Here is a 23,878-nt window from a genome sequence, read left to right as displayed (position 1 = left end):
CCACAGCAAGCCACGGTTTATAGAGGCTGCTGTGGGCCATTTTTAAATTGTCGAACCGTTCAAGAAGCGGTACAATGAGTAGAACTCTATAAAGTGAATCGTTTCACAATAGAGGATTTTGCAAAAATCCAATAAGCGATTTTCAATAAACGATATATAGATCGAAATGGTCTAGTTCGTCTATATATTGCACTTTGGAGCGACTGGAATCGAATTTTGCAAAATCCTGAATAATATTTTTTTAGCAGGAGAGGATCCTATTGATTCATTTGCAAAAAGAAAGCGGACGTATCCGTCTAGAGCTGGATGCCTATTTTATGGGGGAAGATATCATTGTACTCATTTCAGGCGGTGATCAGCCTCATTTGGGAACGATTACAGCAGGGGCCAGACTCGAGCCGATTCAAACTGTGCAATTGCAAAATCACAAGGAGTTTTATATTACCGAAGAAATTGCAGTTCGCTTGCGAAAAGAGTTTGCAGGCAATTTTGCCATTTGCTGCGGGGCACATTTAGATCATGCAACCAAGGACGAAATCCGAGTGCTGACAGATATGGCTATACAACTGGGAAAAGAGCTCATTGGAGAACTCAAGCAAGCACGCTAGTAGCATACCTTTTTAAGTGAACTCCCGAAAGAGCAGATTGCGATATGGGTACTTACTAAAGGGATACTTAAATAGCAATGCAAAGCCATCATCCTCAATTTGTACGGATTTCAGCGCAGAGGATGGAATCAAACTACGGATCATGACATGAACTGCACGCTGGTCTTGTCTGTTGATCGCTTTGGCAAAGGCAGAAGCAAAACATGGATTGCGTGCCAATTCGCGATACAGCGGAAAAACGGCTTTTGCAATGGCGCGATGAACTCTCGGCTCAAACGTAAACTGCACAGTCCCCGGTGGAATCGTCGTTCCATTCGTATAATAGAGCATCGGTGGCTGAGCTAAAAAGGAAATAAAGTAGCCGATGCCATTCGTGCCTAAGCCTTGTTTGGCGGCAAATGGCGCTACTGAGCAGAGAAGGGATTTCATCCGATCCAAGTTGCCCTGAACGACAGCTCGTGACCATTGAACTGCAAACGCACGTCGAGTTGCAATAGCTTTGTAAAAGGGCAGCATGGCAGCGGATATTTTCCTAAGTGTGTCTGCATTTAAACGTTTGTGAGGCGAGCCCTTTCTGCGGGATGTTGCACGATATAGCATAGCTCCGACCTCCTTGGTAGGATGCTCTCATGGAGCGCAATTGATCTGTAACAGGTAAAATACTGTATGCCCGGTTACCTCAAAAAGTGATAATATCGCTAGGTTTCTTCTTTTTAACGTTCTAATTTAAAAATTCGAAATAAGTACTGTCCTGATTTGTAAGATTGTGGTACCCTAGAACTTATATAATTGCTATTTTTCGTATTGGAGTTGAATTTAACAGATGAGTGATTTGTACAAGGAGCCTCGATCTTCCGATCCTTTTCAGGAGACGAACGATTATAACGCCCCATTTAACCCGCCCCCAGTAGTTCCACCTACGAATAGTAAAGCTGTTGCCTCGATGGTGCTCGGGATTTTATCTGTTGTCATTCCCTATATTGGATTGATTATCGGAATTGTGGGTATTATTTTGTCCAGTCTTTCCCTGAAGGAAATTAACCGTCATGGCGAGCAAGGCAGAGGTATGGCCATTGCTGGACTGGTATGTAGTATTATCGGTACACTGATTTATACACTAATCATCATTTTTATAGTTATTGTTTTTATTGTAGCGGCCTCCAGTGGCGATCCGGATATTTTTTCAGACATTTAATGAATTGAAGAATGCTTGAGTCAGACAAACCATTCACGATTTGACGATTGGATGCTATGATAAAAGGAGTCCAATGAAGGAGAGTGAAGCCGTATGGCACGTACTCAAACACAAAAAGCGCTGAGCAAGGCAAAACGCGCTGGAATCTATTGCGCGGCACAAAGCCGCAAAACGAATGACCATTATGGCGAGATTTCACAGCACATACGAGTGAAGCCGACCAAGCAAGAACAATTACAAAAGGTCAAGCACAAGAAGCGAATCGTTCAGAGCGACGCTTCTTTTTTTGTCTTTAGAGAGAACAGCAGTGTCCTTTTAGGCTTGGATTTATAAAGTAGCAGAGAAATGATTGTATACAAGCGAATAGCATTTTTTCTGTACCGAAAAAGGACTTGATAATAATTATCATTATTGTTAGAATATCATAAGAAAGAAGGAACCCGGGCATGGGCTCCTTCATTATAAAACTAGGCTTGAAATCAAAGATTTACTTGGCTTCGAAGGTTTTGCAGTCTGTTTCTTCGGATTTGTGAGTGTCTTCAGGTCTGTTGCTTACGATGTAAATGGAGCTAGCACTACATTTATTCTCTTGGGCCCAGTGCGTACATGAATTGACTTCACACAGAACGTCTTTTGCCATGTTGTACACCTCCTTATATGGATGTGGTGGGCTGAGCAAATATAATCACGGTCAGTCAAGGTAGGACTTGTCCAACTGTGTTTACCCTCTTGTTAGGAAGAGGGACTTTGCTATGCCTACTTGTACAATATCAAATGAATTTTAAAATTGCAATGTTTGCTTCTTTTTGCAGTTCGAAGCGGACACAAGTGTCCCTTTTAATTAAAAAACAAAAGCTGTCCTCCATGCAGAACGAAATGTTTCTCTGCTGGAGAACAGCTTTTTTTGTTTTTCTGACATAATGACGATATGAAAAGACTTAGCGCACGTTAGGAATACTTACGATGGGATCGATGTCAGCATCATAGTCTACGCCCTCAAACTCAAAGCCGAACAGTTGGAAAAATTCGTGACGATATCCTTCAAGATCTGACAATTCGTAGATATTGTTGGTCGTCAGCGCCTCCCATATCTTCTCAACCTCTGCCTGTACGTCTTCGCGCAGTTCCCAATCATCAATACGAATACGTCCTTCTTCATCTACAGGAGTTTCTGGTGCGTACAGACGCTCAGCAAACAGGCGGTAGCTCTGTTCTACGCACCCTTCATGCAGCCCTTTTTCCTTCATTATCTTATATAAAGCAGAAATATACAGAGGAACGACAGGGATAGCGGAGCTAGATTGGGTAACGAGTCCTTTGGTGACTGCGACGAAGGCGCGTCCGCCTGTAACTTTCAGCTGATCGTTCAGCTGATGTGCTGTCTCCTCCAAATGATCCTTTGCACTTCCGATACTGCCTTCTCTGTAGATGGCTTGTGTAATATCTGAACCGATGTACGAAAAAGAGAAGGTCGTTGCAGTATCAGCCAATACACCGCCTTCACGCAAGGCGTTAATCCACAATTTCCAGTCCTCACCACCCATAACCTCTACAGTTGCTTGTACTTCTTCTTCTGTTGCGGGTTCAAGCGTCACGCTGCTGACTTCCCCGGTGTGGAAGTTAACGGTCTTGTTTGTGTAAGGCTTACCAATAGGTTTGAGCACGGAATTAAACGTTTCGCCTGTGCGGGGATTTGTACGACGACCTGAAGCGACACTGTAAATCACCAGATCGACTTGTCCCAGTTCTTCGCGAATGGCTTCCACCGTTTTGGATTTGACCTCATCCGAGAAGGCATCGCCTGTTACGCTTAAGGATTTAAGCCCTGCTTCCTGAGCAGCTTTTTCAAATGCAGCAGAATTGTACCAGCCTGCCGATGCTGTACGTGTGGCGGTAGCATTACTAGGGCGATATACACCAATTGTATTGGCACGCGCACCGAAGGCGGCAGTAATGCGAGAGGCCAACCCATATCCGGCAGATGCCCCGATCACAAGTACATTACGGGGTCCTTGGATAGCAGGACGGGCCTGTACATAGTCAATTTGCTCCTGAACATGTTGGGCACAGCCCACCGGATGAGCAGTGGTGCAGATAAAGCCACGTGTTCTTGGTTTGATAATCATGTTATTGTAATTCCTCTCTTCTTGTAGCGATCTTCACCCTTACTATTTTAACTTTTAACTATTTTTTTTCAAACGTGGATTTTAGTAAGTATCCTTTTTACCCAAAAGTGTATCCTTGCACGGGGTGGCAAGTGCCTAAGTGCCTGCATATGATGCTGTAACGATAAATATGAGAAGGGAGAGAGCTGCTTGAAGAATAAGAGCCGCAAAACCATAAGAAACAAAAAGCCGCTCTATAGTGTAATTGACCCGGATATGAATGAATTAAGTATGATACATCGCGTGAAGCCACAGCCTGCGGAGAGGGAGACAGAAGCAAGACTTCATCAAGTTGCTTCTCCGCCTCCCCCAACCAAAGAGGAGCCGGAGCTACAGACTGTTGTCGAACCTGAAGTCGAGGCTTCGCATGAGACGGAGGTTGAATTTGCGGATGCAGAGGAGACTCAAGTGTCGATGGAGGAACCCCCAGAGCTAGAAGCAGAGCCGGAGCCAGAGCCAGAACCAGAACCTGATCCAATTGATGTGGAGGAAATTTTGAGCAATAAGAAGGCTCCGCATGTAAACAACGCTTTCATTTATACAGACGATTTGAGCGATCTCGCTGTAACGGGTGAGAAGATCGCTCCCGCTTCCATAGATTCCAGCAAGCTGAAGCAAGAGAGTATCCACACGGAATCTCTGGCGGATTATGCCGTTCAAACGATTAAGATAGCCGACGGTGCTGTGACTTCTTCGAAGATTGCCCCGGACTCCATTACGGTGGAACATCTGTCGGACGCATCTGTGGCAGGCAGTAAATTGCAGGATCGCTCTATCGGTGGTGAAAAACTTCGAGATGGTAGCATCACTCCAGAAAAGCTGGCTGATAAGATTATCAGCGGCGATCATATTGCGAATGGCTCCATTGAGAGCCGTCACTTCAAGCAATGGATCGTATCTTCAGATATGCTTCAAGATCAGGCGGTTACCTCTGATAAAATTCGCAGTGGTACGATTCAATCGAACAATTTGGCTAATGAAGCTGTCGATAGCTCCAAGTTGGGCGATCAATCTGTGACCACTTCCAAACTGCGGGATGGGGCTGTGGATGCGGCTAAAATCCAAGCTGGCAGCATTGAGAGTGCACACCTGACAGAGCATGCCGTTCATGCAAGGCATCTGGCCCCCGGTTCGATTAATCGCAAGCAGCTATCCAATGGAATTGTGGGCAAGGAACAGTTGGAGGAAGGCGTTGTCAGCGGGCGTCATCTGGAGTCGGAGGCAGTTACCAGTGTACACATTCAGGCTGGAGCGATTGAAAGAAAGCATCTGAGTCCTGGCTGCATTGGGGAAGAGCAGCTTGGAACGGGCCAAGTGACAGCCCGCCATCTGGCGGATCGGAGTATTCAGTCCAATAAACTGGCAGATCAGTCTGTAGGCTCATTGCAAATTGTCGATCAATCCGTCACTTCATCCAAGATATCGGATCAGAGCATATTACCACACAAAATTGCCGATGAGGCGGTACTTACCAGACATATTGCTACAGCAGCCATACAAGGTCCACAAATTTCTCCGGAGGCAGTTTCTTCCTTGCATCTCCAGTCCGAAATCATTCGAAAGAATCATATTGCATCGGAGGCGGTTACGGAGCAACATTTGCATTCCGGGGCTGTGACGAGCGAGAAATTAGGGAAGGGAGCAGTTCTGGAACACCATGTGGCGAATCATGCTGTCAAGGAAAATCACATTGCTTCGAGCGCGATTAAGTCTGACAAAATCGCTGACGAAGCAGTGACAGAACCTAAAATTGGCAAAGGGGCGGTAACCGGAAATAAGATTGCCTCTCAAGCCATTACACACGTACACATTGCAACGGGGGGAATTCGTGAAAACCACCTTGCCGACAACAGTGTGGGTGGAAAGGCATTGCAGGCTCAATCCGTCGATTCGACCCATCTGGCCCAGAGTTCTGTTTTGAGCAAACATCTTGGGGAAGACAGTGTTGGAACCTCGGCTTTGCAAGAACAGTCCGTTACCGCGGACATACTAGGTGAAGGCGCTGTTCAAACCGCGCATTTGGCCAGCGGAGCGGTGTACTCCCATCATTTGCAGGATCATGCTGTTACTTCGCTGAAACTATCGCCGGAAAGTGTGGCCACGGATAAAATCAATGATTTGGCGATTACGGCTCCTAAGTTAGCTGAGGGTAGTGTTACTTCCTCTAAGCTGTCTGCTCGTTCCGTGCAGCCGTGGCATATTACGGATAAAGCGGTGCAGAGTAACCATCTGGCTGTTGAAGCGGTGGAGGCGAATCATCTCGCTCCGGAATCAGTCACCTCTAATCATTTGCAATCTGCATCGGTCCAAACCAAACACCTCGCCCCCGACAGTGTATCCGGTCATGCGCTTCAGTCGGAAAGTGTCACCTCTGAGAAGCTAGCGGCCCGTGCTGTGCAGGCTCCCAATCTGGCGGAAAATAGCGTGGGTCCCGGACATTTGGCTGCGCAAGCCGTACACACTCGGCATTTGGCAGCAGGAGCAGTACAGGAGACGGAATTAGCCCAGAATGCTGTGAAGTCTGCACATCTTGCGCCCGAATCCATCCAATCGGAGCACTTGCAAAGCGGGGTCATTCAGGGAGAGCATATCGCATTGCAGGCTATAGCGACTCCGGCCTTACAGGATGAATCGGTCACCTCTGCCAAACTGTCGGAGGGAAGCGTAACTCCCACGAAACTGTCTGCCCATGCCGTGCAGTCCGGACATATTATGGACGAAGCTGTACAAAGCAACCATTTGGCTGTGGCGGCCGTGGATTCGGCACATCTGGCTGCAGGAGCGGTCACCTCGGTGCATCTACAGGCTTCCTCGGTGCTCACGAGACATTTGGCCCCGGATAGTGTGTCAGGTCGTGCGCTTCAAGCGGAAAGCGTCACCTCGGAAAAGCTGGCAGCGCGCTCGGTACAAGGAATGAACCTCGCGGAAGGCAGCATCGGCCCTTCACATCTTTCTGCGCAAACGGTGCACACTCGGCATCTGGCAGCTGGAGCAGTACAGGATAGAGCACTGGCAGAGGGTGCAGTGAAGTCCGTGCACATCGCACCGGAATCCATCCAGCCACATCATCTGCAAATTGGAACCATTCAGGGAGAGCACATCGCATCACAGTCCATATCGACCGATGCTTTGCAGGATGAGTCCGTTACGTCCGACAAACTGGCGGATAAGGGCGTGACTGCCGCCAAGCTGTCTGCCCACTCGGTCCAGCCGTGGCACATTACAGACGAAGCGGTGCAAGCCAAACATTTGGCAGAAGAAGCCGTTCAGTCCAATCATCTGGCCCAGGAATCGGTCACCTCTGCCCATTTGCAGGCTTCAGCGGTGCTTGCGAGCCATCTGGCCCCGGATAGCGTATCCAGTAGTGCGCTTCAAGCAGAAAGCATCACCTCAGAAAAGCTGGCGGCACACTCGGTGCAAGCGACGCATCTCGCGGAAGGCAGCGTTGGCCCTCCACATCTGTCCACGCAAGCGATACACACCCGGCACTTGGCAACGGGTGCAGTACAGGACAGAGCGCTGGCAGAAGGGGCAGTGAAATCCGTGCATATCGCACCGGAGTCCATCCAGTCGCATCATCTGCAAACGGGAACCATTCAGGATGTGCATATCGCCTCACAGGCGATATCGACTGATGCTTTGCAGAATGAGTCCGTTACGTCCGACAAATTGGCGGATGAAGGCGTGACTGCTGCCAAACTGTCTGCCCACTCAGTCCGGTCGTGGCACATCACAGACGAAGCGGTGCAAGCCAAACATTTGGCAGAAGAGGCTGTCCAGTCCAACCATTTGGCCCAGGAATCCGTCAGCTCTGCCCATTTGCAGGCTTCGGCGGTGTTTGCGAGACATCTGGCCGTTGACAGTGTGTCAGGTCGTGCGCTTCAAACAGAAAGCGTCACCTCGGAAAAGCTGGCGGCACACTCGGTGCGAGCGTTAAATCTCGCGGAAGGAAGCGTCGGCCCTTCACATCTGTCCACGCAGGCGATACACCCCCGGCATTTGGCACCCGGCGCAGTACAGGACAGAGCGCTGGCAGAAGGGGCAGTAAAGTCTGTGCATATCGCACCGGAGTCCATCCAGTCGCATCATCTGCAAACGGGGACCATTCAGGGTGTGCATATCGCCTCACAGGCGATATCGACCGATGCTTTGCAGGATGAGTCCGTTACGTCCGACAAATTGGCGGATGGGGGCGTAACTGCCGCCAAGCTGTCTGCCCACTCGGTCCAGCCGTGGCACATTACAGACGAAGCGGTGCAAGCCAATCATTTGGCAGAAGAGGCCATCCAGTCGAACCATTTGGCCCCGGAATCCATCACCTCTGATCATTTACAGGCTTCCTCGGTGTTTGCGAGACATCTGGCCGTTGACAGTGTGTCAGGTCGTGCGCTTCAAGCAGAAAGCATCACCTCGGAAAAGCTGGCGGCCCGCTCGGTGCAAGCGACGAATCTCGCGGAAGGAAGCGTCGGTCCTTCACAGTTGTCTGAGCATGCCGTACACCCCCGGCATTTGGCACCTGGCGCAGTACAGGACAGAGCGCTGGCAGAGGGGGCAGTGAAGTCCGTGCATATCGCACCGGAGTCCATCCAGTCGCATCATTTGCAAATGGGAACTATTCAGGGTGTGCATATCGCCTCACAGGCGATATCGACCGATGCTTTGCAAAATGAATCCGTTACGTCCGACAAATTGGCGGATGAGAGCGTGACTGCCGCCAAGCTGTCTGCCCACTCGGTCCAGCCGTGGCACATTACAGACGAAGCGGTGCAAGCCAATCATTTGGCAGAAGAGGCCATCCAGTCGAACCATTTGGCCCCGGAATCCGTCACCTCTGATCATTTACAGGCTTCCTCGGTGTTTGCGAGACATCTGGCCGTTGACAGTGTGTCAGGTCGTGCGCTTCAAGCAGAAAGCATCACCTCGGAAAAGCTGGCGGCCCGCTCGGTCCAAGCAACGAATCTCGCGGAAGGAAGCGTCGGTCCTTCACAGTTGTCTGAGCATGCCGTACAACCTCGGCATTTGGCACCTGGCGCAGTACAGGACAGAGCGCTGGCAGAGGGGGCAGTGAAGTCCGTGCATATCGCACCGGAGTCCATTCAGCCGCACCATCTACACCTTGGAACCATTCAGGGTGTGCATATCGCCTCTCAAGCAATATCAACTGATGCTTTGCAGGATGAGTCGGTTACGTCCGGCAAGCTGGCGGATGATGGCGTGACTGCTGCCAAAATATCTCCTCATTCTGTCCAGCCGTGGCATATTACGGACGAAGCGGTGCAAGCCAATCATTTGTCAGAAGAGGCCGTCCAGTCGAGCCATCTGGCTCCTGAATCCGTCACCTCTGCCCATTTGCAGGCTTCGGCAGTGATGACCCGGCATATTGCGCCGGGTAGTGTATCAGTTCACGCGCTCCAGGCAGGCAGCGTGAACGCTGAGAAGCTTGCGCTTCGGGCGGTGCGTGCTTCGAATCTGGCAGAAGCCAGCGTAAACTCCGTCCATTTGACGGAGCATGCCGTACACGCTCAACATTTGGCCGATGGGGCGATCCAAGGGTCCGCACTGGCAGAGGGCGTGGTGCAGTCCAGGCATATCGCGCTCGATTCAGTCCAGTCGGAGCATCTGCAAGCAGGGGCTATTCAGACACAGCATGTAGGCTGGCAGGCGGTGGCTGAGGATGCTATACAGGAAGGAGCGGTGACGTCCAGCAAGCTGGCAGATGGAACGGTACAGTCTCGCCATGTGGCTGAGGAGGCTATTGAAAGCCACCACATTGGAGAGGAAGTTATTGATTCGCATCACCTAAAGCCGGGCTCGGTGACACTGGCTCAGCTGTCCACAGATATACATCTCTCGGGACTTTTGCCAGAGGAAGGTGTCAGTGGCGACAGACTTCAGGCAAACAGTGTATCTCGCAGCCATCTGAAAGCTCAGGCCGTCGACAGCGAGGTGCTAAGCCCGGAAGCTGTGGGACCAGAGCATCTGCAGGCTGCTGCGGTACAAAGCCATCATGTGGCGGAGCAGAGCATTGAAGGTCATCATCTGGTGGAAGGCTCGGTAGGCTCACGTGAGCTGGAGCTGAACGCAGTGAAGCCGGAGCATTTGAGCATCACTCCGGTCCGTACTTGTGCGAATCAGCCCGCATTGCAGCAGTTTGGCAGAGCGCCGTTTCTTTTGAAAGGCAGTGAAGGAGAGACGGAAGTAACCATTGTATTCGGAGAGCCTTTTGTAAACCCGGACTACACGTTGGTAGCGATGACGAACCATCCTCTCTTTCATGCGACGCTGAAATCTCAGACGCCGAATGGAGCAGTGATCGTCGTAACCAAGTGGAACGAAACCGCGCATAACTACGGTATTATTTCCTGGATCGCCATCGGTTAGTGAAGATGGTTATTGTAAAACTCATAGCGTGCAGACTCATGTATTTTCTAAATACAGGGCTGCACGCTTTTTCATATACTTTTCACACATTTGCTCCACAATTATCCCGAATTCTCCTGATAAGCTAAAGATACTTTAAAGGAGAGGTGATTCAATCATGAAAAAATGGACTAAAAATGCAGCAGCCGTATTAACCGTAGTAAGTGTATTGGGAGGAGCAAGCAGCGCATTCGCCGCTACAGCAACAACGACTCCAGCGAGCACTGCACCAGCGATCAAAGCTCCTGCGGTTACGACTCCGGCTACCAAAACACCTGTGACGAAAACACCTGTGGTGAAAGCACCCGTTAAAAAAGCTGCAACAGCTCATAAAACAACAACCAAAGCAAAGAAAGCCCCTGCCAAAAAATCCGTTGCGAAAAAAGTGGCAAGCCACAAAACAAAAGCAGTGAAAGTGCAGCACCGTGCAGTTAAACATCATGCAAAAAAACATAATGTTGTTAAACACAAAGCAACAGCTCATAAAACTCGTGCACATCATGTCGTAGCTAAAAAATTGACTCACAAAGCTCCAGTTAAAAAAGCAGTCCCAGCAAAAACAGTGAAAACAGCTCCAAAATCAGTTGCTAAAGTAGTAACAACCAAGAAATAAGATTGATGTGTAATTAGCTTTCAGCTCGCCTGGCATATACAGCAGCGATTCATGATAAGAAAGACGGGACCGGGAACGGTGTACCCGTCTTTTGTCTATTCTGCTGGGCTTCTGTTAAGCTTAAAGAGAGGATGGAAGCATCCAGAACAACGGCAAGGGGTTAAGGTCATGACAAAAATAGTAGTAGTGGATGACGATGTGTTCATTCTGCAATTAATATCTGAATATTTGAAAAAAGAATCCTACGAGGTCACTTCCTTTTCCAGTGGTAAAACACTGGTAGAGCATATCCGTACGAACCGTCCGGATTGTCTCGTTCTTGATATTATGATGCCTGGCATTGATGGGCTTTCTCTACTGACTCAGCTTCGCGAGTTTACGGAAATGCCGATCATTATGATCTCTGCCCGTGGAGAAGAAAACGACCGTATTCACGGGCTGGAGCTGGGATGCAGCGATTTTTTGACCAAGCCCTTTAATCCAAGGGAGTTGGTAGGAAGGGTCAAAGCGATGCTGAGACTGAGCAAGGCCGGAATGTCTGCATCAGACGATAGGCAAGCGGCAGAAAGCGCAGATATATGCCATGCGGGCAATCTGTGTATTTTTGCTGACTTTCGTAAAGTCACAGTGGACGGACAAGAGCTAAATTTGACCTCACGTGAATTCGACCTGCTGTTGTTTCTTGCGAATCATCTGGAAAGACCTTTCGGCAGGGAACATCTGATTCAGCAGGTGTGGAGCTATGATTTTATAGGTGATGTGAGAGTCGTGGATGATTTGGTCAAGCGGATTCGTAAAAAGTTAGCTGAATATCACTCTACGCTCGTCATTAACACCGTATGGGGTTTCGGATATAAAGCAACGGTTCAGGAGTTGTAACCATGCGTACGATGAGAGCTAAAATACTGCTTTCCCTGACCATCGCCATGCTTATTACCGTCTGTATTACGGTGGTCTTATTCATCAGGCTTATCGACGACATTCTGGTGAATCAGGCCAAATCCAAGCTTCATGAGCAGGCGCGCAAAGCCGTCCATATTATGAGTGACGGAGGCTTTGATCGACTGGATAATGCTGAATTTAACTATGTTATCAAGGGCGTGCTTTTATCTGCCGATTACTTTATTTTAAGCACGGATAACCGCATCATCGACTCAAGCGTCTCTGGAATGGAAGGCAAAAAGATAGAGCATTTGCTTTTGATCCGCCAAGGATTTTTTGCATCGGTTCATCCGTCTGCCCAGGATCTGACCGCTACACATGAAGGGGTGGCTGTGCTTCAAGGTAAAAAGGTACTGTTTACGAATGAAGAATTGCCCGGACAACCTTTTCGTATTTTTGTATACTCACCCTTATCTTCTTTGCGAGCACTGTATGTACCGTTAATGAGAACCACATTACTGTCTATCATCGCGGGTTTTTTGGTGATTCTCGTCATTGGTCTGATGGTTGTCTCACGTCTGGTGCGTCCGCTCAAACGATTGAAGGAGGCGGTAGGCAACTACGAACCGAATCAGCCGCAGGATAGTGATTTTCCGCAGGCGGATAAAAGTGAGATTGGCGAGCTGATCGGTACCTTTCATTCCATGTCCGCCCGTATTCAGCACCATCACCACGGTCAAATTGAATTCCTGCAAAATGTATCTCACGAGCTAAGGACACCGTTAATGTCGATTCAAGGCTATGTATATGCCATTCAGGATCAAGTGGTATCCCAGGACGAGGGGCTGAGTATCATCAAAGTGCAGTCCCAGCGGTTAATTGATATGGTGGAAAAGCTGCTGCAGCTATCGAGGTTGGAGGCGCTGAATGAAGAATGGCCTGTCTCTCTGGTTGATCTTAGAAGCATGGCGGAGGATGCTGTTCATCTATTGATGCCGGTGGCTGCTGAACGTTCTATCTCGCTTCGAGTGGAGGGAGAGGGCCTGCATGTGGCCGTTCCAGCCGAGCAATTGTTCCGTATGATATTGAATTTGTTGCAAAATGCAGTTCGGCACACCTCTACGGAGGTTGTCATTCATTTGGAGACAGGGACAACACCGGAGGTTGTATGGGTTATGCATGTGGATGATGATGGGGAAGGGCTGACCGAACAAGAGGCAGCCGAGGTATTTGGAAGATTCTATGCGGGCTCGAATGGTGCCACAGGTCTTGGATTGGCTATTTGTCGTCAAATTGCTACCCGATTGAACGGAGAACTACTCTGCACACGTTCGCCATGGGGTGGAGCACGCTTCAGCTATATCCAGCGCATGTTATAAATGAGTACAGAAATGGTTAAAAATGATCGTTTTTTCGGACAAACATTCCATTTATATAACATGGTGTGAAAGGTTTTTGATGATATTTTAGATATTGCTTGACTGGTAGGTACTAAACTGAGTAAAATTAATCGTATATACCTTGACTCATGGACGTCGTTTTTTTAGATAGTGGTCAATAATAGTGATGAATAATAAATGAAAGAGTGATGAGATGAACCGCCTTTTGGAAGTGAAGGACTTAACGATATCTTTCAAGACCCGTCAGGGACTAGTGCAGGCCATTCGTGGCGTAAACTTTCATGTCAATAAAGGAGAGACGCTGGCGATTGTGGGCGAATCCGGCTCAGGCAAAAGCGTAACCTCACAAGCTGTTATGAAGTTGATTCCGACCCCTCCGGGCATTTATCAAAAGGGTCAAATTATGTTTGACGGACAAGAGCTGATTAATAAAACAGAGAAGCAGATGCAAAAAATTCGTGGTAAGGAAATTGGCCTGATTTCTCAGGACCCAATGACTTCGCTTAACCCGACGATGAAAGTGGGCAAGCAGATCACGGAAGTGCTTTTCAAGCATGAAAAAATATCCAAGGATGCTGCTCGCAAGCGGGGTATTGAGTTGCTGAATCTGGTAGGTATTCCACATCCTGAACAGCGTTTTAACCAATATCCGCATGAATTTAGTGGCGGTATGCGTCAACGTGTCGTCATTGCGATGGCATTGGCTGCTAATCCGAAACTTCTGATTGCCGATGAGCCGACGACTGCGTTGGACGTAACGATTCAAGCTCAAATTTTGGAGCTAATGAAGGATCTTCAGAAAAAGATCGATACTTCCATCATCTTTATTACTCATGACCTCGGTGTTGTGGCGAAGATGGCTGATCGCGTTGCCGTTATGTACGCAGGACAAATCGTGGAAACAGGTACGGTTAATGAAATTTTCTATAACCCGAAACATCCATATACATGGGGCCTTCTCGCTTCTATGCCAAGTTTGGACAGCCATGGTCAGAAGCTGGCAGCTATTCCGGGAACACCTCCGGATCTGCTTCACCCACCTGTAGGGGATGCTTTTGCAGCCCGCAGTTCTTATGCTATGAAAATTGACTTTGAGAAAGAGCCTCCACTCTTTCAATTATCCGATACGCACTTTGTGAAATCATGGTTGCTGCATCCAGATGCGCCTGCGGTTGAGCCACCAGAAGCGGTAAAGGCTAAACTTCGCAAGCTGGATAACGCATTTGAAAAGCCGGTTTTGGTAGAACAATACGGCAGTTAAGGCGTTTTATAATTGTAATTAAACAAATGAAAAATAAAAAAAGGGCTGTTCTCTCCGTGTGGAATCATTCTACGGAGGAAACAGCCTTTTTGGTGTAAAATCGCAGGTTGTAGGCGCCTGTGGTTATTTGTGTTAGCGGGCAGTGCTTACAGCTTACCGGAACCGGCTTGGGAAGTGACTTCTGCCTTCACACTGGCGGATGGGGAGATTTTATCGTTCAGCGATGGTTTCCAGCCTACAGAGGAGCTAAGACCCGCGCTGGAGCCTGCGTTAACAGCTTGTCCATTCAGGATTGTGCCCGTATCTGACAGGGCAGTTCCTCCAAAGACAGTCACGATTTTAGCTGCAGTTAAACCGGCAACGTCAATGACATTGTTTTCGGCGAAGATTTTGGAGGATTTACCTGCGCCCCATATATACAGTGAAGGATATTCGGAGCGTTTTACATCACCAGTATAGTAATTGTTGTACAGATGGACTTGTCCATACCGCACGCGTGGTGTGCGTTGTACCGTGTTTTCATAATAGTTGTGATGCAGAGTTACACGTAAAGCCCCTTCATCTGCTGTTTTACTGTCGCTGTTGCCAATAATCGATGATTTATCATGATCGTAAAAATGATTGTAAGAAACAGTAACCAGATCGCCTTGGTTAATCACATCGAGAAGTCCATCATGATGCTGGTATTCTTGGCCGTAAAAGGTGCCATTTTGGCTGTCGGGGTGAGACCCATCATTGAAGGTATTGTGGTCTACCCATACATGTGTGGCGCCGTTAACTGTAATGCTGTCATATTCCGAATTCCAATTGCCTGTACTGCCGTCCGTTGGGTCCCACTGAGGAAAATAATCGTAGGCATCCTGGAATTCGATATTACGGATAATAACGTTGTCTGTCCCTTTTTTTAGTTGGAAGTTTGCGCCATTAATGACCGCGTCGCTTCCTAGACCGACAATCGTAGTATTGGACGGAATTTCAATGACGACACGACTGGCCTGATTTTTTTGTGAAGCCTCACGTGCCTTTTCCAATGTGCCAGACGGGGCCTTTTTACCCCATGTGGACGGGTCATACGCTTTGAGGTAGGCGTCAAACTCATATTTAGAGTCCTTGTAGTCGTTCAATCCTAACGGTTTATTATTGTCATCGACATTGGCGTTGATCGTGCCTTTGACATAAATGATTTTAGGCGTACTATTGCTGTTTTTGCCCAAAGCATCGACAAGTTGCTTGCGATTCGTTACGGTGAAAATATTGGAGGTAGTCGCCGTAGCTCCACCTGTTGTGCCTGTAGAAAAGGCTGCCCATCCGTTTTTGCTGCCGAGCGTCTCCTTGCCAATATCGCTGGCTGCATGAGCAGGTGCACCTATAGGAGCCAGAGTAGTGAACAGTAGAGCCGCTGCGATTCCGAGTGAAAATCTCTTTTTCATAAAATACCTCCGTATATTGGATTAATGGAGTAGATGAACGAAGGGAGTCCCGGGTGCTCCTGTGGTTTCTACATTTTCTATCATACTTTGTGTTCCAGTATTTGTTAATATAATAAAAGTTACATACTAAAATTTTTGTCGAATTTTTTATATAATTCAATAGACCCCTTCTTTTTCCAATCAAGACGTATATGTAATAATGAAAACGTTAACAATCACACAGAATAGGAAATGTATATATGAATATATGGAATTGTTTTTGTATTTTTCTCAGAATGTTAACGATTTCAATCCAAAAGGAAGGATGTCCAATGTTAAGAAATCGCTCATTTATCGTAGACTGGGATGGCACTTCTTCGTCCATACCGTCGCACAAAATAGATTTCTGTTTATATATTAGAAGAGCAGATCGATTTATAGATTTTTGCAGAATCCTCAGGTAAAATGGCTTGTAATAAAGCTGAGGAGGAATGGGCATCATGGCAGAGCATTTAGCAGATATCTTGAAGTTGTTGAAGCAAAAAGAGTGGGTGGATTTGTCCCACGCTTTTTATCCTGAAATCCCTCATTTTCCAGTATTCGATAATGTTCAGGTGGATACCCTGTTTACCCACGATGATGGCTTTTTTGTAAAACAATACTGCTTTCCCGGTCAGTATGGGACTCATATTGATGCACCCGTTCATTTTGTGAAGGGCAAACGGTACTTGCATGAGCTTTCGTTGAAGGAGCTGATTTTGCCGCTAGTTGTCATTGACCGTTCAGCAGCCGTTGCAGCCAATTCTGATTATGAACTTACGGTTGCGGATATTTTGGACTTTGAGAAAGAGCATGGGCGCATTGCTGATCAGTCCTTTGTCGCTTTTCGCAGTAATTGGAGCAAACGTTGGCCTGATTCAGATGCCTTCTCGAACAAGGACGACGCCGGAGATGCACACTGCCCGGGCTGGTCGCTGGAGGCGCTGCGCTTTTTGGTAGAAGAACGGAATGTGGCTGCCATTGGGCATGAAACGCTAGATACCGATTCCTCTGTAGCTTATCGCAAAGCTGGCAAGCTGGTAGGGGAATATTACATATTGGAGCAGGATCGGTATCAAGTTGAAGTGCTGACGAATTTGGATAAGCTGCCCCCGACGGGTGCGGTCATATATAATATCGTTCCGAGCATTCAAGATTCCCCCGGATTTCCGGTGCGCTCCTTTGCTATTTTGCCTTAATCATACAGTACCCAGTCATTTGAAAACGATTATATAATCATCTTGAACTTAAAAGACCGATTCAGATATCGACATCTGAATCGGTCTTTTCTAGCTTATACGGGGTAATGTACAGCGTGAATGACCGTTCAGTCCAACTTGAATCAAAAATATGAAAAGTGTTAAGTGATAATAGTGACGGTAGGCGCAGAGATGGTAGGCTGAGTAGCGATAATGGAAGTTGTGCCGCTAAAATCTGTTATTTCTATAACAACTGGGACACCTGGTGTAATATCTACGGAGGCAATGACCAGACTTGCTGTGGTGAGGGTGAATAAGGAGCTCTGCTGAATAACTCCGTTAATATAAAAATTAGAAGAATCAGTAGCTGCTAATGTCGGCAAAGCAACAACTGGAGCATCGGCGTCATCTACAAAGCTTGCAGCAGGAACGGTTGTTTCTGTTGCTCCGATCATTCCAGCTGTAATCGTTGCAAAAAAGCGAGTCGTGGCTGGGGCTACGGTCGTGGCTATGGCGCCACCCGTTGATACGGGAGCAGTAGCTACTGCTGTAAACACAGGTTTTATGATTGGCATAGTTCTCATCTCCTTTCTTTACTGGTAATGAGCCATTTGCATTCGCTGGCTCTTAATCAATAAATGATTGTTCAACCTATTCGGAAACGGCATATTAACCTTTCTATTAATAATAGGGTAAATGGAGAAGGCCCTATTTTGCTACAAATATAGATGGAAGCGAATACTTGGAATCTGAAGGTTACAAATGCCTAAAACCCTAAAGGGGGATGTGCATACACTACATAAATAAGCATGTGAGAAGGAGGTGTATACGGCTGGTATGAGGAGACGCGATTCATCACTAAGGAGGCTAGGAAAGAGGACCGTACATTACAAGATCAACAAACGTAAAAAGTGTAAAACAAGTTATTCATTCAAAGGTAGAACAAAAACGGGGTTCCATGCCAAAAAGCATCCAAAGCTAATCATGCAACGTCGGTATAGAAATACTCCTAGCAAGCGGAGGAGAAGAATGGGCCAGACGGTAAAGCGAGATGTTCCGGGTTCGGCAGGAGCACAAGGCATTCCCGGTTTGACAGGGGTACAAGGTATTCCAGGTTTAGCAGGAGCACAAGGCATACCGGGAACTGCGGGAACACCGGGAATCCAAGGAATACCAGGAATACAGGGTCCAGTAGGAACACAGGGAGCGCCAGGAGTGCCAGGTCCGGCTGGAGTCCAAGGAAGTCCAGGTGCAACAGGAGTACCCGGCCCTACTGGAGCGCAGGGCATAGCTGGTCCTACTGGAGCCCGAGGTATAACAGGGCCAACCGGCCCGGCAGCTGACATTTCAAATATTGAAATTGTTCCTACGGCTGAGCGGTATTTTTATCTTGCACCTGCTACAATTGAATCTTCAATCACGATTATGGCGGATCAATTTTCTGTAGATGGTGTGCAGGAGGCTTTTCAGCGTTTTAATGTCGGAAGCAACAGCTATGCCAATCTATACATTAATGGAATGATACAAGAAAGCACATTGTACAGCCTGACACCTTTATCGCTGACGATTCGCCTTAACGAAGGAGAGGCAATTCTCTCCGGCACACCTATTATTGTGGAAATTGTCCAATTTAGTGTGCGATCCAGTGGATGATACTGTTTGCGGTGAGGCAACCCAGAGGCAGATACAGCTGTTTCTTGGGGTAACGAGCCTTTGCGCCCGACACGCCAAAGCTGAAGATCGGCTTTGGGGCCTTGGTCATGGATGGCTTGTACGACTTTTTGCAGCGGGGAAATGTACTCGTCGCTCCATATCCAAGACTGCCTGAGTCTTTTCCCTGCTGGGTGACTGCATGCACCTCAAGCATAATGAGTCCCACCTATCCTAGCGCCCGTTTTATTCGGTTACATATCTTTTTTATATGAATAAAATGGGATGATGCACGTATTATTTAGGGTATTTATGATTAATCGCTTATAAAACATGGTTTTTAGGTTTAATTCAATATATTTCAAATGAAAGTATGAAGACAGAATGAGCCTGCATAAATATAATTTGCATTTTAGTTAGTTATCACTTACTATAAGCTTATGAATAAGAAAACACATGTAGACAGCAAAAAGAAAGATATTCTGCAGGCAGCAATGTGCTTATTTGCAACCAAAGGAATTGACGGGATTTCAGTCAAAGAAATTGGAGAGGCTGCTGGTGTGACGGATGCCGCGATTTATAAGCATTTTAAGAGTAAAGATGCGATGGCCTTGGAAGTATTCGGGCAATATTGTAATAGCTACACCACATTAATTGACTTCTATCGCAAGCAGAGTGGGAACTTCGTTAGTCGTTTCCATCAACTGGTGGATGAAGTGCTGGATATGCATGATGAGGACCAGTATGGTTTGCTTCTACTATCACAGCACCATGAGCTGTATGTTGAAGCAAGTCAGAGCCAGAATGTGCGTCAGCCGCTGGAGGCGTTGACTGAATTCATCGAACAGGGGATTCAACAAGGTGAACTGCCGAAGCAGGATGCTCTGCTATCCGGTGTGCTCATCATTGGAGCCATTACACGCTTGTCCGTGTCCAGCCTGGAAGGTGAACTTCCACAGCAGTTGGTTCCATTTGCAACAGAGGTCAAACAACGTTTAACTGCTTTATTAAGTAAAGGTCAGTAGTGACCTTTTCTTTTTAAATATAAAGTTAGTGTTTTCTAACTAAAATCATAATATGAAGGTAGGAAGTGGTTTATATGTCTAAAAAAATATTGGTGATTCAAGGGAATCCGGTCGCTGGCAGTTATGGGGAAGCGCTGGCTCAATCCTATGTAAAAGGAGCGAAGGCTGCAGGGGCGGAGGTTCGTTTGTTGCAGCTGTCCGCGTTGGATTTTAATCCAAATCTATTAGGTGGATATCGTAATAAATTACCGCTGGAACCTGATTTGATCCAAGCACAGGAGTCGATTAAATGGGCAGAACACCTCGTTTTTGTCTTTCCGATCTGGTGGGGCAGCTTGCCTGCATTAATGAAAGGATTCATTGACCGTACCTTTATGCCGGGATTTGCGTTTAAGTATCAAAAAGGAAAACCCCTGCCTGACAAGCTTCTAAAAGGAAGAACGGCCCGCCTCATTACAACGATGGACGGTCCGCATTGGTACTACCGATTTTTCCAGGGACAGCCTGGACATCGGATGATGAAGGATTCCACGCTGCATCTATGTGGTGTCAAACCGGTGCATTCTACTGCGATTGATCTCATGAATAAATTATCGGATCAGCAGCGCAACGATTGGCTGAGCAAGGTGGAGCAGCTGGGGCGAAATATGAGCTAGGTTTTCACCTGCCTGCCCCAAATTCATTGGCCTACAGGTAAATCATGGTGGTATCTGATCATAATTGACCTGCGAAAAGGAAAAAGACCACAATGGGAGCAACTGACTCGCATTGTGGTGTTCGGGATAGCCCATGTTTGCAATCAACGTTATATAAATATCGATGCAACGATTAAAATAAATCCGATCGCTAGACCGGCAGGGCCCCAATAATGCATGGGGATAAAAAACAGACTGTGCTGGGTTCCCATTCGATAGCGTTGCCCCGTTTCCATATCAACTAGCACTTTGTCCGAGTCGGCGTTAAGCGCTTTTCCCAAGTACCAGATAATAACCCCCGACACAATGAACACAAAAGCCATCGGTAGCCGGGAATCTATGGAGTCAAGCCCTAGAGCGGATACTAAACTCCCGACTATAACAAATAAAATCCCTGGAACAACGATGTTTAAAATACCAAAAGCCTTCCAAACAATCACATGAAATCTTCCTTCCTGAGTTCAAATCCAACATATGTATTTATCGGTTAAAAGAGAGATTTAGTTTACAAAATGCCCCATTCGATGGGAAATTTACAATGTATAAAACTGGATAGAAGGCGTCAAGAAGGGGAGGAAAACATGTACACACGTGGAGTGTAATCCTGGAGGTTTGCAGGTATCACAAAAAAAAGCCGTTTCTCCACATCTTCATAGCCCAGCATAATCTGGCCTGAAGGAGGAAAATCGGCTTTTTCAATAAGTGAAGTGAAGCCCTGTGCCTATTCGGCGGTTGCTTTCGCTTGTTCTGCTACGAAAACAACAGGCTTCATAATCCGGCTCAGCATATCCTGCTTCGGACGATTCCAGGTAACCCAGTCGTCCAGCAGCAGACCGCCTGTGTCGCCGCTATTCGGATTCAGGGACCAGTACGTAAAGTACAGGTTGTTGGCACCAATATAGTCTACGAGTGCATTTTGCCATTTCCCCTCAGTAGTAGACAAATCAACATTACGACCGCCGAATTCACCGACCAGCACCGGAGCTATGTTTTGCTTGCTGATGTAGCCCCAGGTTTGATCCCAGATCGCTGGCAGGTTGGACGGGAAGGCTGGGTCGTTGAACCATGGCTGCGAAGACACACCAGGGCCGTAATCATGAGGAGAATATACGACACGGTTCGGTACGTCCAGAACGACAGGATAGTTGGCTACACCTGTCAGGTTGCCACCCCACCAGTATTGGCTATTGTTGCCTTGTACATTGTGGTCTACACCTTCTACGAGAATCAGCCAATTCGGATTCACGGACAGAATCGCATTCCCTGCACGTTGTGCCGCCAGACGCCAGTCTGTGGAGGCATTGCCTGTACCCCAGCTTGCTTGACCGTGTGGCTCGTTGTGCAAATCCGCACCAATGACGGTTGGGTTGTTTTTATAACGGTCAGCTAACATTTTCCAGTCACTAATCCAGCGAGACTCAGGGTACTGGGATGTGTACCACAGCTCGGATTGCCCACCTGAGCCTGGACGGTGACGGTCAAGGATAATCTGAATACCGCGTTGTCCAGCTTTTTCGATCAGCTTGTCCATAATTTGAATCGGAGTTAATCCGACCAGGTCAGGGTTTTTGTGATAATCAATACTGTCTGGACGGGAACTGGAATCGAATAACTGATTGCTGTAAGGCAGACGAATCAGATTGTAGCCTTCTTTCTTCACCTGATCCAGCATGTCGTCCATTGAGCGGCTCCACAGTCCATGCAAGGTGTAATTAGGAGTTTCCAGACCGAACCAGTTCAGGCCATTAAATGCCGCTTCTTTCCCGGATTCGTCTACAATCTTGTTTCCTTGGGTGTGATAATATCCTTTCACACTGGCTGCATCTACTGAAGCGGGAGTATAGCCATACAGTGTGAAGCCCATTACGAGGGAGGTAATGATGAAAAATGTTTTTTTCAGTCCTTTTTTCTTCATAATTCTGCTTCCTCCTTTATTTAAAAGAAATTGTAACCGATTACATTCTCATTTTATGTTCAAATCTTCCATCAAACAAGTTCATAAAATTCGTATATTTCTAAGATTTCGTTCGAATTCAATAGATTCGTAACAACGGATGGTTAAGCTAAGTGTCCAGCATTTGTGGGGGCGGTTATATATGAGGTGGAGGGCACGCTCTAACTCCTCATTTATTATATTTTCCTGCTGTAAAAGAAGGTATATAATAAAGTGAAATTCACTTTACATACAGGTTGCAGAATATATATATTTGAAAATTAATACGCCTGACATGCAGAAAAAGAAAGGAGGGTAATTATGGTAACAACGATGAAGGAAGTTGCAGAACGTGCCGGGGTGTCGAAGAGTACAGTTTCGCAGTTTCTGCAAAAGAGATACAACTATATGAGTGAAAACACTAAGAAGAAGATCGAGCAAGCGATTGAGGATCTCAGTTATATACCTAATGAGGTGGCACGTAGTCTCAAGCAGAAGAAGACCTTCATTGTGGGGGTTATTTCTTCAACCATTTTATCGAGATTTACAACAGAAGTCGTGCGTGCAATTGAAGATGAATGCCAACTGGAAAATGTCCAGGTCATTGTCTGCAATACCGATGATGATTCGCTCAAAGAGAAAAAGTATGTCCAGTCGATGATTGCTCGGCAAGTGGATGGACTTATCATTTTCCCGACGGAAGAGAACAAGAAATTATATGTTTCCCTTGCCAAGAATGGCTATCCTTTCGTGTTTGTGGACCGAAAAATCGATGAAATCAGTGTAGACACAGTGCTGTTGAATAATGAAAAGGCCAGCGAGCTTGCGGTTGAAGCACTCATTGAGCATGGTCATAACAACATTGGGATTATCACGTTCCCCTTAGGCAAAAAAGCGATCACCACACGAAGTGAGCGGCTGTCAGGTTATCGAAATACGTTGGGCAAACATGACATACCAGTGAATGAAAACTATATCAAAAGCGGCAGGTTGGATGAAATGCCTAATCTGATTGGACAACTATTCCATATGGAGCATCCGCCCACCGCAATCATTGCTACGAATGACATGATTTTGGAGCAGGTGCTGATTTATGCAAAAAATAATCATCTGACCATACCTAATGATTTTTCCTTGATTGGCATAGATGATGTATCCTTTGCATCTTTTTATAATCCGCCGATCACAACCGTTTCCCAGCCGAGTTTTGAAATGGGGAAAAGAAGTGCCAGGCTACTGCTGGAGAAAATTGATCAAAAAGAACAGGATCATGAGGAGCTGTCAGAAATCATCCGAATGAATCCGGTCATTAACCACAGAGAATCTGTCCAAAAACTGAACTGAATGATTGAATAAGTCCTTTTCATCTTTTTGAAAACGTTTT

General features: G+C 47.0%; 20 protein-coding genes. 13 read left to right on the top strand and 7 right to left on the bottom strand.

Translation table 11 applies throughout. The features are described 5' to 3' along the window. The first annotated feature begins 260 nt into the window (after positions 1–260). Positions 261–608: a prenylated flavin chaperone LpdD gene (gene lpdD, locus JOE49_RS24430; RefSeq protein WP_068942071.1), complete on the top strand. Its 348-nt coding sequence runs from the start codon at positions 261–263 to the stop codon at positions 606–608. A gap of 12 nt (positions 609–620) precedes the next feature. Here the strand turns inward: lpdD and JOE49_RS24425 are convergent, their stop codons facing one another. Next, positions 621–1,208 carry a hypothetical protein gene (locus tag JOE49_RS24425; RefSeq protein WP_076157561.1) on the bottom strand — a complete coding sequence of 196 codons (588 nt, stop codon included), beginning with the start codon at positions 1,206–1,208 and terminating at the stop codon, positions 621–623. Positions 1,209–1,431: 223 nt separating this feature from the next. Here JOE49_RS24425 and JOE49_RS24420 point away from each other — a divergent pair, with 223 nt between their 5' ends. Continuing rightward, a complete protein-coding gene (locus tag JOE49_RS24420; protein ID WP_025720792.1) occupies positions 1,432–1,803 on the top strand; it encodes a DUF4190 domain-containing protein in 372 nt (123 codons plus the stop codon). Between the two features lie 93 nt (positions 1,804–1,896). Further along, positions 1,897–2,136 (top strand): hypothetical protein, encoded by a 240-nt coding sequence (locus JOE49_RS24415; protein WP_160789626.1) that lies wholly within the window; start codon positions 1,897–1,899, stop codon positions 2,134–2,136. A 154-nt stretch (positions 2,137–2,290) separates the two neighbouring features. Here the strand turns inward: JOE49_RS24415 and JOE49_RS24410 are convergent, their stop codons facing one another. Continuing rightward, complete coding sequence (locus tag JOE49_RS24410) at positions 2,291–2,443, bottom strand: DUF1540 domain-containing protein (RefSeq protein ID WP_023989813.1); 153 nt, start codon at positions 2,441–2,443, stop codon at positions 2,291–2,293. 298 nt (positions 2,444–2,741) lie between these two features. Then, entirely contained in the window at positions 2,742–3,929 is a 1,188-nt protein-coding gene (gene fabV, locus JOE49_RS24405) for an enoyl-ACP reductase FabV (protein ID WP_160789627.1), read from the bottom strand. Positions 3,930–4,118: 189 nt separating this feature from the next. On the opposite strand from fabV, the gene JOE49_RS24400 reads away from it, so the two are divergent. The 5 genes from JOE49_RS24400 (at position 4,119) to JOE49_RS24380 (ending at position 14,544) form a co-directional block, all read left to right on the top strand. Next, a complete protein-coding gene (locus JOE49_RS24400; RefSeq protein ID WP_209943287.1) occupies positions 4,119–10,349 on the top strand; it encodes a WIAG-tail domain in 6,231 nt (2,076 codons plus the stop codon). A gap of 157 nt (positions 10,350–10,506) precedes the next feature. After that, entirely contained in the window at positions 10,507–11,001 is a 495-nt protein-coding gene (locus JOE49_RS24395) for a hypothetical protein (RefSeq protein ID WP_209943285.1), read from the top strand. Positions 11,002–11,169: 168 nt separating this feature from the next. Then, entirely contained in the window at positions 11,170–11,880 is a 711-nt protein-coding gene (locus JOE49_RS24390) for a response regulator transcription factor (RefSeq protein WP_023989808.1), read from the top strand. Positions 11,881–11,882: 2 nt separating this feature from the next. Beyond that, entirely contained in the window at positions 11,883–13,262 is a 1,380-nt protein-coding gene (locus JOE49_RS24385) for a HAMP domain-containing sensor histidine kinase (protein WP_076264786.1), read from the top strand. A 214-nt stretch (positions 13,263–13,476) separates the two neighbouring features. Next, positions 13,477–14,544 carry an ABC transporter ATP-binding protein gene (locus tag JOE49_RS24380; protein WP_013311421.1) on the top strand — a complete coding sequence of 356 codons (1,068 nt, stop codon included), beginning with the start codon at positions 13,477–13,479 and terminating at the stop codon, positions 14,542–14,544. A 146-nt stretch (positions 14,545–14,690) separates the two neighbouring features. Here JOE49_RS24380 and JOE49_RS24375 read toward each other — a convergent pair whose 3' ends face one another. Next, the gene (locus JOE49_RS24375) at positions 14,691–15,974 is read right to left on the bottom strand and encodes a pectate lyase family protein (protein ID WP_028542196.1); all 1,284 of its coding nucleotides are present in this window, start codon (positions 15,972–15,974) and stop codon (positions 14,691–14,693) included. Between the two features lie 479 nt (positions 15,975–16,453). Between JOE49_RS24375 and JOE49_RS24370 the strand changes: the two genes are divergently transcribed. Then, positions 16,454–17,191, top strand: coding sequence for a cyclase family protein (locus JOE49_RS24370; RefSeq protein ID WP_209943283.1), 738 nt, complete (start codon positions 16,454–16,456; stop codon positions 17,189–17,191). A gap of 161 nt (positions 17,192–17,352) precedes the next feature. Here the strand turns inward: JOE49_RS24370 and JOE49_RS24365 are convergent, their stop codons facing one another. Then, a complete protein-coding gene (locus JOE49_RS24365; protein WP_209943281.1) occupies positions 17,353–17,766 on the bottom strand; it encodes a DUF4183 domain-containing protein in 414 nt (137 codons plus the stop codon). A gap of 454 nt (positions 17,767–18,220) precedes the next feature. On the opposite strand from JOE49_RS24365, the gene JOE49_RS24360 reads away from it, so the two are divergent. The 3 genes from JOE49_RS24360 (at position 18,221) to JOE49_RS24345 (ending at position 20,522) form a co-directional block, all read left to right on the top strand. Beyond that, a complete protein-coding gene (locus tag JOE49_RS24360) occupies positions 18,221–18,844 on the top strand; it encodes a DUF4183 domain-containing protein (RefSeq protein WP_209943279.1) in 624 nt (207 codons plus the stop codon). Between the two features lie 437 nt (positions 18,845–19,281). Continuing rightward, positions 19,282–19,866: a TetR/AcrR family transcriptional regulator gene (locus tag JOE49_RS24350; RefSeq protein ID WP_209943277.1), complete on the top strand. Its 585-nt coding sequence runs from the start codon at positions 19,282–19,284 to the stop codon at positions 19,864–19,866. Positions 19,867–19,940: 74 nt separating this feature from the next. Then, complete coding sequence (locus tag JOE49_RS24345; RefSeq protein WP_025723258.1) at positions 19,941–20,522, top strand: NAD(P)H-dependent oxidoreductase; 582 nt, start codon at positions 19,941–19,943, stop codon at positions 20,520–20,522. A 149-nt stretch (positions 20,523–20,671) separates the two neighbouring features. Here the strand turns inward: JOE49_RS24345 and JOE49_RS24340 are convergent, their stop codons facing one another. Continuing rightward, on the bottom strand, positions 20,672–21,001 hold the full coding sequence (locus tag JOE49_RS24340; RefSeq protein ID WP_209943275.1) for a hypothetical protein: 330 nt from the start codon (positions 20,999–21,001) through the stop codon (positions 20,672–20,674). A gap of 281 nt (positions 21,002–21,282) precedes the next feature. Next, a complete protein-coding gene (locus tag JOE49_RS24335) occupies positions 21,283–22,476 on the bottom strand; it encodes a glycoside hydrolase family 5 protein (RefSeq protein WP_209943273.1) in 1,194 nt (397 codons plus the stop codon). A 339-nt stretch (positions 22,477–22,815) separates the two neighbouring features. Between JOE49_RS24335 and JOE49_RS24330 the strand changes: the two genes are divergently transcribed. Beyond that, positions 22,816–23,838: a substrate-binding domain-containing protein gene (locus tag JOE49_RS24330; protein ID WP_209943271.1), complete on the top strand. Its 1,023-nt coding sequence runs from the start codon at positions 22,816–22,818 to the stop codon at positions 23,836–23,838. Positions 23,839–23,878 lie beyond the last annotated feature (40 nt).

The sequence above is a fragment of the Paenibacillus sp. PvR133 genome, from assembly GCF_017833155.1.
GTDB lineage: Bacteria > Bacillota > Bacilli > Paenibacillales > Paenibacillaceae > Paenibacillus > Paenibacillus polymyxa_B.
Note: the sequence above shows the minus strand (reverse complement) of the source record. Positions and strands in the feature narration are given on the sequence as shown.